Origin of the sequence: Pseudoalteromonas sp. S2755, from assembly GCF_005886535.1 — a bacterium.
Lineage (GTDB): Bacteria > Pseudomonadota > Gammaproteobacteria > Enterobacterales > Alteromonadaceae > Pseudoalteromonas.
The window spans coordinates 1-11,554 of sequence record NZ_PNDS01000013.1 but is presented as its reverse complement, the minus strand read 5'-3'; the positions used below and the strand labels follow the sequence as shown (position 1 = coordinate 11,554).

Here is an 11,554-nt window from a genome sequence, read left to right as displayed (position 1 = left end):
AATGAAAAGGGTCGTTCTCTGATAGGAGTTCGGCCCTTTTTAATATCTTGTAGCAGCGATTTTATATCGCGATTTCAAAGAAAGAATTTTTGTGGTGGGAGCGAGTTTACCTCGCGTAAACGCTTTGTCGTAGCAGCGATTTTATATCGTGACAAATGAAAAGGGTCGTTCTCCAATAAAGACGTACAGGCTTTTTTTGTTATTACGCTCTAAAAGATGAACTCTTTGTTGAAGCAGTGACTTTACGTCGCGATTTCAAAGATAGGATTTTTGCGGTGGGAGCGAGTTTACCTCGCGATAAACGCTTTGTCGTAGCAGCGATTTTATATCGCGACAAAGGAAAAGGGTCATTCTCCTATAAAAGCCTCATTTTTGTCATTGTGATGGTTATAACGAACAATCCGATAATGTTCTTATATTTGCTTTCGGCAGCTTAAAATCCATATTCTCACCATTTAATCTCCCTATTCTATATGCTGATATCCTGCCACCAGTCACGTAAAAATTTGGTTAATTGCGTAAAGGTGTGCACAATAAGCCCATATAAAACCTAAAATTAGGGAGTGTAAAGATGTTAGGTCTTTCGGCTCGAACAATTTCTGCTGTGCTCAGTATCACAATCTCACTATGTACTTTTGCAAGTTTTGCTAATGTAGATAAAGACAGATCCTATATTTTGGCAACAGCCTCATCTGGCGGCACTTTTTATCCAGTAGGCGTCGCGATTGCGACACTAACTAAGTTAAAAGTCACACCGCAGCATGGCATGAGTGTCTCGGCCATTACCTCTGCTGGTTCTGGTGATAACCTTAAACTCATGCGTAATAAAGAAGCTGAACTGGCAATTCTACAGGGCCTTTATGGTGCATGGGCAACGCAGGGGACGGGGGCAATGGCAACCGTTGGCAAACAAGATTATCTACGTTCTGTAACGATGTTGTGGCAAAACGTAGAGCATTTTGTCATTGCTAAAAAATATGCCAAAACTGGTAATGTCTCTGATTTAAAAAACCTATATTCACAAGGGTTTGGCATTGGTAAGCGTAACTCTGGAACGGAAGGATCTGGAAAGCATATTATGGCAGCTCTGGGCGTTGATAGTGACAAATTCACTTTGGTGCATAAAGGTTATGCGGGCTCTTCTAGCGCCCTACAAAATGGTCAGATTGCGGGAATGAATATTCCAGCAGGCGTACCTGTCAGCGCTGTTACAAGTGCTTATGCAGCCGATGCCAATGGTATCACTGTGCTGGATTTTACTGATGAGCAGCTAAATAAAGTCAACGCTGAGGTAGAGCTATGGTCACGCTTCGAGATCCCAGCTAACACTTACCCCGGCCAAACTAACGCAATCAAAACGATTGCGCAGCCAAACTTTCTTGCTGCACATAAAGACATGAGTGAGGAAGATGTATATCTGCTCACTAAGGCAATTTATGAAAATTTAGTCTTTCTTCAAACCATCCATAAAGCGACTAAAGCCATGGCGATAGAAAAGGCACTTATTGGACTGCCTGCCAAGCTACATCCTGGTGCGCTGAAGTACTACAGGGAAATAGGTATTGCTGTACCTGATCATCTGCAGTAATGCCTTCAATTTAGCAAAACGGGATGATATCTATCAATGAGTAATATCAGTAGTGAGCAGAGTGCGTCACTAGCATCAACGTCAACAGCAGCTCGTAATAGGGTCGCTTTTTATTTAGCGATACTCACGAGTCTGTTGCACCTCTATTTTAACTTGGTCGCCACTTGGCCGGATAACTATATTTCAGCCATTCACTTCATGCTATTTGGTAGCATTATCTTGCTCACCTTGCCACTTAGAGTTGGCAAATTAGCAGTGCTTTCTAGCGTGATTGATATTGGGTTGTTTATCGGTTTAGTCGTAAGCTGCGGCTATCTTGTTTTGTACAGTGATGCGCTGGCTGCGCGTAATTATGAATTTGCTACGACTGACTGGATAGCATCTTCCATAGCTGTATTCCTCGCGCTTGAGTTGGTCCGGCGCTGTATGGGTTGGTTTATCCCGGTGATGATCCTACTGGCGATGAGCTATGTACTGTTTTTGGGACAGTATATCGATGGCGTGTTTCATTTTGCTGGTTTAAGCGCAGAAACTATTTTGTTTCGCAATTACTTTGATGATGGCTTGTTTGGGCCTATTGCTAAAATTTCTTGGACGTTTGTTTTTATGTTTATCTTGTTTGGGGCATTTCTAGTCCAAGCAGGAACAGGGGATTTTATCATTCGCTTTGCCAATGCACTTGTTGGTCGCATGATTGGCGGGCAGGGACTTGTTGCTGTTGTGAGCTCGGGTATGATGGGCTCTGTGTCGGGCTCTGCTATCGCGAATACAGCGGCGACTGGGGTGATCACCATTCCATTAATGAAGAAAGCTGGCTTTCCTGCAAAGTTTGCGGCAGCAGTTGAAGCCGGAGCATCGACGGGAGGTCAGCTGATCCCGCCGATTATGGGGGCAGGTGTATTTGTGATGGCCTCTTATACTCAAATTCCTTATCTGACGATAATTGCGGCGGCCTTTGTTCCCGCTCTGCTTTATTTTGCATCTATTGCCATCTTTGTACGTATTCAAGCTAAGCGTTTGAATATCCAGCCAGTAATAGAGCCAGAGCAATTGAGTGCTTGGCAAGAGCTGAAGTCCGGTTGGCATCATTTATTACCTATCGCGTTGCTCGTAACATTGATGATTTATGGTTTTACGCCAACTTATGCAGTCAGCATTGCGACGCTCAGTGTGTGTCTATTTTCTTGGTTTTCACATTCGCCGATGAAGTGGTCAAAGATTTTGGCTGCGCTTGCGAATGCAACTGAAAACAGTGCTAAGACAGCAATATTATTGGTTGCCATTGGCATGCTGGTTAATTGTATTTCGATCAGCTCCTTAGGGGTTACTTTTTCTCTAATGATAAATGAATGGGCGGGAGCAAGCTTGATATTGTTGTTAGTATTGATTGCATTGGCCTCGCTAATTATCGGTATGGGACTGCCCGTGACGGCATCGTATATTGTGTTGGCAACGCTTTCTGCACCGGCTTTGTATGGCTTGATCAGCCAGTCAGCACTGGTAGAGATCATAGTAAATGGTCAACTCAATGATACTGCGACGATGATGATGAGTATGATGGCGCCAGCACTAGGTGAGATATACAACCAGCCAAATATTACAGCGGCTCAAGTGTTTACTATTTTGGCAAGCTTGCCGCCAGAGGCCATTGATATTATTCGCAGTAGCCAATTTGATGCCACGCATTTGGCCATGATGCTACTTTCTGCCCATATGATTATTTTTTGGCTGTCGCAAGATAGCAATGTGACACCGCCGGTATGCTTGGTCGCTTTTACCGCCGCAGGGATTGCCAAAACACCGCCGATGGCAACAGGAATAGAAGCATGGAAAACGGCCAAAGCACTATACATTGTTCCCTTACTGTTTGCTTATACACCGTTTATTGGAGGGAGTAACTTTGAGATCATGCAGGTTTTTTTCACCGCGCTTGTGGGGATGTACGCTTTGGTAGCAGCGATATGCGGCTATGCGGAGGCGAAGCTCAGTAAGCCAATCAGGATGATGTTAGCGCTTTTAGGTATCGCTTTAGTTTGGCCGCATCAAATAGTCTCTGTAGATATTGCAGCGGCACTATGTGTTGTTGCTGTTGTTATAAAGCAAGTGATAGATAATCGTCTAACTTAAGCTTTGCTATGCTCCATAAAGTATGGCCCCTAAATTGGGGCCTTATGATATTAAACGATATGTTGGATAGACTGATTTATTCGTGCAGGTAGTAGGGCTGTTAAATACTGCTCTAAGATATGTAGTGATTCTGTGCCACGAATGCCAGCAGCTTCATCTTGCTCTATAAAGCCTTGCTCTTTTAGGCTAGTGACAAATGCACTGAGCACCTTTTTATCAAAAAACTCTGGGCTTTTGATACCATGCAAAGTTCCTAGTCGGTCGGCAAGCAGTGCACTTTCTTTTTCAAGCTCGCTACGACTTAATCCTTGATGACGCTTAACGAGGTTAATCGTGATTGCATAGCGCTCAAGCGTTAGGTGGATCACTTTACCTAGCATTTCTAATTGTGCCAATGCGCTACCATCTTTGTTAACTGAGGCAAGGTGACCATCAAAAGTGATTAGCTCCTTAGTCGCAAAGTATTCAAAAATAGACTCTATATATCCAGTCTTTAGGTCTGTTAAGAACCACTCTTTTGCAAACAAAGGGTACAACAGTGCTACTTCTTTACGGCACTCATCAACGGTCAAGCTGTAGCGATTGAAGAGTTGCTGAGCGATTAAGCTTGGTACGGCAAACAGGTGCAGAATATTGTTACGGTAATAGTTAAGCAGAGCGCGTTCTTTTTCCTTAACACTAATGATGCTGCCGAAACTGTCTTCAATAATATCGAACTTATCAAGCTTAAGTGCATGATCGAGTAAGCCCTCAGAGCTCGAATCTGGCACCGTCGCATTGTCGTGATAAGGTGCATTTCTATGTAGCCCAAGATACAAATCAAGTTGTTGTAACAGTTGTGACTTAGGCAGTGCAAACTGCTCGTTACTCAGCAAAATAGCCGCAAGCAAATTAACTGAATTCAGTGCTGCTGAGTTATTTATCTCAGTCATGATGACATCAGCGAGATCTGCGACTTGTTTATTCAGCCAAGCAGGTTTTTGAGTTTCGGTGGGATGGATAGCACTACGCCAATCTGGTTGATGTTCGTTTAAAAATTGGTTGACTGATATCGGATCGCCGAAATTTAAATAACCTCGTCCATAGTTTTTAAGGTTCTTAATCGCCTTAAAAATACCAAAGATAGACTCATTTTTCTTACTGTTACCAGCCAGCTCTTTGAGGTAGGTGTTGATCTCCATAACATGTTCATAACCGAGGTAAACAGGCACCAGTGAAATAGGCCTGTCTATGCCACGCAACATAGATTGCAGTGTCATTGCCAACATACCCGTTTTTGGTGGTAAAAGGCGACCGGTACGACTGCGACCGCCTTCGGTATAAAACTTAACAGAGTACCCTTTGATAAATAACTGACTTAAATACTCCTTGAATACCGCGGAATAGAGCTTGTTGCCAGAAAAGGAGCGACGAATAAAGAAGGCGCCACTGCGGCGGAAAATCGGGCCCGCAGGGAAAAAGTTGAGATTAACGCCAGCTGCGATATGCGGTGGTACTAAGCCCTGGTGGTAAATCACGTAAGTTAGAAGCAAGTAATCCATATGGCTACGATGACATGGCACGTAAATGATCTCATGTCCTTTGTCCGCGAGTGCTTGTACTTTGTCTGAGTTATTAACTTCAATACCATTATAAAGCTTGTTCCACAGCCAAGTGAGGGCTCTATCAGCTACGCGTACCATGGCGTCCGAATAGTTCGCGGCTATTTCGTCTAATAACCTAAGTGCTTGTAGCCTTGCCTCTTCCTGACTTAGACCTTTTGCCTTTGCTTCGTCAGCAATGGCTTTTTTAATGCTTTGTGACGCTAAGATAGAATTAAATAGCTGTTCACGTGATGGCAATTTGGGACCCGTTGCAGCCAACTTTTGACGGCGGAAATGCACGCGTGCAACTCGCAGCAGCTTATGTGGTAGCTCCTCAACGTCTGCTTTATCGTTTAACAATTGATTAAGTTCAATCGGGCGGGAAAATCGAACGAAGTTATCCCTGCCTGAAAACAAGACCACAAAGCATTTGCGTAGCCAGCTCGGTGTTAATGAATTGGATAATAAGGTTCCCACACCTGGCTTTTCTTTACCTGGATTACGACCCCACAATATGGTGACCGGAATAACCTGCGCATCGGTATTGTCATCATCTTTTAGCGCTTCAAAAATCGCTTTGCTATGTTCAAGTGCATCACTTGGTTTATGACTATTACCAAAGACACTTGGCGGTGTCTGGATCCCAACAAAGCGATTGAGCTCTTTATTGCCAATTCGCGCTTTTTGAGACGGTCTTGGTAGACCAAGCTTTTTACACATAACGTCTAGCGCGACCATATCCGATACCGAGTCGAGTCTCGCTACATAAAATGTGGGAATACTGGGATCTAGCTCGTAATCCTCAATGGGGTGCTCTGGTAATACTTTACTTTTAACAAAAAGCCAGTTGCTACAGCGAGCGATGGTTGTAAGCAAATAAGAAAAAATCTGCATGGGAATACCGAACAATTATCATTAGCCATAGAATACCAAGATTTAACTGGACTGACCATTTACAAAGGCGTCATCCATGTTTTCTTGTCGCAATATTACACTATCGAAGATTAACAGAAGCGAATGCTTGAGTAGCGTGAATTTTGTTCTATGTGCTTTGTGTGAGTGAAATATTATGTATGTTCAATGCACTGTATCTGCGTGACAGCGCCTACGGATCCTAGCGATAAAATTACTTTGTATTAGTTGTTGCATTTATCACCAATATCACTATAATATGCAGACTTTCTTGACCATAGCGTCTAGGAAAGTAAATAAAAGGTCTGGATTTCAGGCCCTATGAACAGGAACTCCAATTGTGAGTTCAACGGTAGAAATAAATTAACAACCGACTTCTCAGGAATTATTGAGTTAGTCTCGGTCGTTTTTTTATGCTCTTTTTAAATGCTCTTTTTATTTTGAGGTTTAAGAATGTCAAATCAACGCATTCGTATTCGCCTAAAAGCTTTTGACCACCGTTTGATTGACCAATCAACGGCGGAAATCGTGGAAACAGCGAAGCGCACTGGTGCTCAGGTTCGTGGTCCAATCCCACTACCTACGCGCAAAGAACGTTTCACAGTATTGATCTCTCCGCACGTAAACAAAGACGCGCGTGATCAGTATGAAATCCGCACCCACAAACGTCTGATCGACATCGTAGAACCAACTGACAAGACTGTAGACGCTCTAATGCGCCTAGACCTTGCTGCTGGTGTTGATGTTCAAATCAGCCTGGGTTAATCGGAAGATTAGAGAGGTTTTAGGAAAATGGCATTAGGTCTAGTCGGTCGTAAAGTGGGTATGACACGTATCTTCACTGAAGATGGTGTATCTATCCCTGTGACAGTTATCGAAGCGACTCCTAACCGTGTTACGCAGATCAAATCTGACGCAACTGACGGTTATAACGCGCTTCAAGTTACTGCAGGCGAGAAAAAAGCAAGCCGTGTAAACAAACCAGCAGCGGGTCACTTCGCTAAAGCTGGCGTTGAAGCGGGTCGCGGCCTGTGGGAATTCCGTCTTAACGGCGGTGAAGGTGAATTTGAAGTAGGTTCAGAGCTAACTGTTGAACTTTTCACTGAAGTGAAAAAAGTAGACGTTACTGGTACTTCAAAAGGTAAAGGTTTCCAAGGTGGTGTTAAGCGCTGGAACTTCAGCATGCAAGACGCAACTCACGGTAACTCTCTATCTCACCGTGCTCCTGGTTCAATCGGTCAAAACCAGTCTCCTGGTAAAGTTTTCAAAGGTAAGAAAATGGCCGGTCAAATGGGTAATGTTCGTTCAACGACACAGAACCTTGAACTAGTACGTGTTGACGCAGAGCGTAACTTGCTTTTAGTTAAAGGTGCAGTACCTGGCGCTATCGGCGGTGACGTTATCGTTAAACCAGCTGTTAAAGCATAAGTCCTGGAGATTTAGTGATGGAATTAGCAATTAAAGGCGCTGGCGCGCTTGAAGTTTCCGAAGCTACTTTTGGACGTGAGTTTAACGAAGCATTAGTACACCAAGTAGTTGTTGCTTATGCAGCAGGTGCTCGTCAAGGTACTAAAGCTCAACTGACACGTTCTGAAGTACGCGGTGGTGGTAAGAAACCATTCCGCCAAAAAGGTACTGGCCGTGCACGTGCTGGTACAATCCGCAGCCCAATCTGGCGCAGCGGTGGTGTGAGCTTTGCAGCTAAGCCGCAAGATCACAGCCAAAAAGTTAACCGTAAGATGTATCGCGGTGCGATCAAGAGCATTCTTTCTGAGCTTGTTCGTCAAGATCGTCTAGTAGTTGTTGAAAACTTTGGTCTAGAAGCACCAAAGACTAAAGAACTAGTAGCTAAGCTTAAAGAACTTGAGCTTAAAGACGTACTAATCGTGACTGAAGAAGTAGATGAAAATCTATTCCTTTCTGCACGTAACCTGTACAAGGTTGACACGCGTGACGTAGCTGGCATCGACCCAGTAAGCCTAATCGCTTTCGATAAGGTTCTGATTACTGCTGCTGCTGTTAAGCAACTTGAGGAGGCGCTAGCATGATCCGTGAAGAACGTCTTTTAAAAGTAATCCTTGCTCCACACATCTCTGAGAAGAGCACTGTATCTGCTGAAGAAAACAACACGATTGTTTTCAAAGTAGCTAAAGATGCAAACAAAGCAGAAATTAAAGCTGCTATTGAAAAGCTTTTCGAAGTAGAAGTAACTGGTGTTCGCACTCTAAATGTTAAGGGTAAGACAAAGCGTACTGGTATGCGTTTTGGCCGTCGTAGCGATTGGAAAAAAGCATACGTTACTCTTAAAGAAGGTAGCGAGCTAGACTTTGTCGGCGGCGCCGAGTAATAAGGGGAGTTAGAATTATGGCACTTCAAAAGTGTAAACCAACTTCTGCGGGTCGTCGTCACGTCGTTAAAGTGGTTAACCCTGATCTACACAAGGGTAAGCCTTACGCTCCGCTACTAGAGAAAAACTCTAAATCAGGCGGTCGTAACAACAACGGTCGTATCACGGTTCGTCACATCGGTGGTGGTCATAAGCAACACTACCGTGTAATTGACTTTACACGCACAAAAGATGGCATTCCAGCTAAAGTTGAGCGTCTAGAGTACGATCCAAACCGTAGCGCAAACATCGCTCTTGTATTATATGCAGACGGTGAGCGTCGTTACATTATTGCACCTAAGGGCCTTAAAGCAGGTGATGCAATCCAATCTGGTGTTGATGCACCAATCAAGGTTGGTAACACACTACCTATGCGTAACATCCCTGTAGGTTCTACTGTACACAACGTTGAACTTAAACCTGGCAAAGGTGCGCAAATTGCACGTTCTGCTGGTGCTTACGTACAGATCCTTGCTCGTGAAGGTCAATACGTAACACTACGTCTTCGCTCTGGCGAAGTTCGTAAGGTTGAGTCTGATTGTCGTGCGACTCTTGGCGAAGTAGGTAACGCAGAACACATGCTACGTTCACTAGGTAAAGCTGGTGCAAATCGTTGGCGTGGTATTCGTCCTACAGTTCGTGGTGTTGCCATGAACCCGATTGACCACCCACACGGTGGTGGTGAAGGTCGTACTTCTGGTGGTCGTCACCCTGTATCTCCATGGGGCGTACCTACTAAAGGTTACAAGACTCGTAAGAACAAGCGTACTGATAAGTTTATCGTACGTCGTCGTACTAAATAATAGTTGAGGAATTGCCATGCCACGTTCTCTCAAGAAAGGTCCATTTATTGACCTACACTTGCTGAAGAAGGTAGAGAAAGCGTTGGAAAGCGGTGACAAGAAGCCAATTAAAACTTGGAGCCGTCGTTCAATGATCATACCTAACATGATCGGATTGACCATCGCTGTCCATAATGGTCGTCAGCACGTTCCTGTGTTCATCACAGACGAAATGATCGGTCACAAACTAGGTGAATTTGCACCTACACGTACTTACCGCGGTCACGCTGCGGATAAGAAAGCTAAGAAGCGTTAATCGGAGGGTATGATGGAAGCATTAGCTAAACACAAATTCGCCTCTGGTTCGGCGCAGAAAGCACGTCTAGTGGCAGATCAGATCCGTGGACTTCCGGTTGATCGCGCGCTAGAAATCCTGGCGTACAGCCCGAAGAAAGCGGCTGTATTAGTTAAGAAAGTACTTGAGTCTGCTATCGCGAACGCGGAGCACAACGAAGGTGCTGACATTGATGAGCTTAAAGTGGCTAAAGTATTTGTAGACGAAGGTCCTACAATGAAACGTATTATGCCACGTGCTAAAGGACGCGCAGACCGCATCCTTAAGCGTACAAGCCACATCACTGTTGTGGTATCGGATAGCTAGGAGATATAAGTAATGGGACAAAAAGTTCATCCTACTGGTATTCGCCTAGGTATCTCAAAGCCTTGGGTATCTACTTGGTACGCGAATACAAAAGATTTCTCTGAACAGCTTTTTGGCGATCACAAAGTACGTCAATACCTTACTAAGGAATTGAAAAGTGCTTCTGTAGCTAAGATCGTTATCGAGCGTCCAGCTAAATCAATCCGTGTAACAATTCACACAGCTCGTCCTGGTGTTGTTATCGGTAAAAAAGGTGAAGATGTTGAAAAGCTTCGCCAAGCTGTAACTAAGCTTGCTGGTGTACCTGCGCAAATCAACATCGCAGAAGTACGCAAGCCAGAGCTAGATGCACAATTAGTTGCTGACGGTATTTCTTCTCAGCTAGAGCGTCGTGTTATGTTCCGTCGTGCTATGAAGCGCGCAGTACAAAACGCAATGCGTCTAGGTGCTAAGGGTATCAAAGTTGAAGTAAGCGGCCGTCTAGGCGGTGCTGAAATCGCACGTTCTGAGTGGTACCGTGAAGGTCGTGTACCTCTACACACTCTACGTGCTGATATCGACTACGCAACTTCAGAAGCTTTGACCACTTACGGTATCATCGGTGTTAAGGTTTGGATCTTCAAAGGCGAAGTAATTGGTGGTCTTCCACTAGTTCAAGAGCAAGAGAAGCCAGCTAAACGTGCGCCGAAGAAAGCTAAAAAAAGTGCTAAGTAAGAGGTAGCGACTAATGTTACAGCCAAAACGTACAAAATTCCGTAAGGTACACAAAGGCCGCAACCGTGGTCTGGCTACCAGCGGTAACAAAGTTAGCTTCGGTTCTTTCGGCTTGAAAGCGACTGGCCGTGGCCGTATGACTGCTCGTCAAATCGAAGCAGCTCGTCGTGCTATGACACGTCACGTCAAGCGTCAAGGTAAAATCTGGATCCGTGTATTCCCAGATAAGCCAATTACAGAGAAACCGCTTGAAGTTCGTATGGGTAAAGGTAAAGGTTCTGTTGAATACTGGGTTGCTGAAATTCAGCCTGGTAAAGTACTTTACGAGATGGAAGGTGTTTCAGAAGAGCTTGCTCGTGAAGCATTCGACCTAGCTGCTCGTAAATTACCTTTCAAAACAACATTTGTAACTCGGACGGTAATGTAATGAAAGCTAGCGAACTTAAAGACAAAAGCGTAGAAGAGCTAAATGCTGAACTTCTAGAGCTTCTTCGTGAGCAGTTCAACCTGCGCATGCAAGCGAGCACTGGTCAGCTAGCTCAAACTCACGAGCTTAAGAAAGTACGTCGCAATATTGCGCGTGTGAAAACGGTTATCAACCAGAAGGCAGGTGCATAATGAGCGATAAGATCCGTACTGTACAAGGTCGTGTAATTAGCGACAAAATGGACAAGTCAATCGTTGTTGCTATCGAGCGTCAGGTTAAACACCCGATCTACGGTAAGTTCATCAAGCGTACAACTAAGTTGCACGCACACGATGAAAACAACACAGCACTAGCAGGTGACGTCGTGACTATTC

General features: G+C 44.4%; 14 protein-coding genes. 13 read left to right on the top strand and 1 reads right to left on the bottom strand.

Features of this window, described 5'->3' with window-relative positions; all coding sequences use genetic code 11:
• The first annotated feature begins 571 nt into the window (after nucleotides 1–571).
• Together CWC03_RS03040 and CWC03_RS03035 are read left to right on the top strand one after the other, a co-directional pair.
• Nucleotides 572–1,588 carry a TAXI family TRAP transporter solute-binding subunit gene (locus CWC03_RS03040; RefSeq protein ID WP_138580522.1) on the top strand — a complete coding sequence of 339 codons (1,017 nt, stop codon included), beginning with the start codon at nucleotides 572–574 and terminating at the stop codon, nucleotides 1,586–1,588.
• A 36-nt stretch (nucleotides 1,589–1,624) separates the two neighbouring features.
• Entirely contained in the window at nucleotides 1,625–3,715 is a 2,091-nt protein-coding gene (locus CWC03_RS03035) for a TRAP transporter permease (RefSeq protein WP_138580521.1), read from the top strand.
• Nucleotides 3,716–3,765: 50 nt separating this feature from the next.
• Here CWC03_RS03035 and plsB read toward each other — a convergent pair whose 3' ends face one another.
• Complete coding sequence (plsB, locus tag CWC03_RS03030; protein WP_138580520.1) at nucleotides 3,766–6,192, bottom strand: glycerol-3-phosphate 1-O-acyltransferase PlsB; 2,427 nt, start codon at nucleotides 6,190–6,192, stop codon at nucleotides 3,766–3,768.
• 471 nt (nucleotides 6,193–6,663) lie between these two features.
• Here plsB and rpsJ point away from each other — a divergent pair, with 471 nt between their 5' ends.
• From rpsJ to rpsQ, 11 genes are all read left to right on the top strand, one after another.
• Nucleotides 6,664–6,975: a 30S ribosomal protein S10 gene (rpsJ, locus tag CWC03_RS03025; RefSeq protein WP_010376390.1), complete on the top strand. Its 312-nt coding sequence runs from the start codon at nucleotides 6,664–6,666 to the stop codon at nucleotides 6,973–6,975.
• 27 nt (nucleotides 6,976–7,002) lie between these two features.
• A complete protein-coding gene (gene rplC / locus CWC03_RS03020; RefSeq protein ID WP_010376387.1) occupies nucleotides 7,003–7,638 on the top strand; it encodes a 50S ribosomal protein L3 in 636 nt (211 codons plus the stop codon).
• Nucleotides 7,639–7,655: 17 nt separating this feature from the next.
• Nucleotides 7,656–8,258 carry a 50S ribosomal protein L4 gene (gene rplD / locus CWC03_RS03015; RefSeq protein ID WP_088529602.1) on the top strand — a complete coding sequence of 201 codons (603 nt, stop codon included), beginning with the start codon at nucleotides 7,656–7,658 and terminating at the stop codon, nucleotides 8,256–8,258.
• A complete protein-coding gene (gene rplW / locus CWC03_RS03010; protein ID WP_095728987.1) occupies nucleotides 8,255–8,557 on the top strand; it encodes a 50S ribosomal protein L23 in 303 nt (100 codons plus the stop codon). Before rplD ends, rplW begins: the two co-directional genes overlap by 4 nt.
• A gap of 17 nt (nucleotides 8,558–8,574) precedes the next feature.
• Nucleotides 8,575–9,399 (top strand): 50S ribosomal protein L2, encoded by an 825-nt coding sequence (gene rplB / locus CWC03_RS03005; RefSeq protein ID WP_010607737.1) that lies wholly within the window; start codon nucleotides 8,575–8,577, stop codon nucleotides 9,397–9,399.
• 16 nt (nucleotides 9,400–9,415) lie between these two features.
• Nucleotides 9,416–9,694, top strand: coding sequence for a 30S ribosomal protein S19 (gene rpsS / locus CWC03_RS03000; protein WP_010376377.1), 279 nt, complete (start codon nucleotides 9,416–9,418; stop codon nucleotides 9,692–9,694).
• Between the two features lie 12 nt (nucleotides 9,695–9,706).
• Nucleotides 9,707–10,039: a 50S ribosomal protein L22 gene (rplV, locus tag CWC03_RS02995; protein ID WP_010376375.1), complete on the top strand. Its 333-nt coding sequence runs from the start codon at nucleotides 9,707–9,709 to the stop codon at nucleotides 10,037–10,039.
• 12 nt (nucleotides 10,040–10,051) lie between these two features.
• A complete protein-coding gene (rpsC, locus tag CWC03_RS02990) occupies nucleotides 10,052–10,753 on the top strand; it encodes a 30S ribosomal protein S3 (RefSeq protein WP_010376374.1) in 702 nt (233 codons plus the stop codon).
• A 13-nt stretch (nucleotides 10,754–10,766) separates the two neighbouring features.
• On the top strand, nucleotides 10,767–11,180 hold the full coding sequence (rplP, locus tag CWC03_RS02985) for a 50S ribosomal protein L16 (protein WP_010376373.1): 414 nt from the start codon (nucleotides 10,767–10,769) through the stop codon (nucleotides 11,178–11,180).
• Nucleotides 11,180–11,371 (top strand): 50S ribosomal protein L29, encoded by a 192-nt coding sequence (rpmC, locus tag CWC03_RS02980; protein WP_010376372.1) that lies wholly within the window; start codon nucleotides 11,180–11,182, stop codon nucleotides 11,369–11,371. The genes rplP and rpmC overlap by 1 nt, the downstream gene beginning before the upstream one ends.
• The coding region (gene rpsQ, locus CWC03_RS02975) for a 30S ribosomal protein S17 (RefSeq protein WP_138580519.1) at nucleotides 11,371–11,554 on the top strand (184 nt) is incomplete at its 3' end. The genes rpmC and rpsQ, both read left to right, overlap by 1 nt.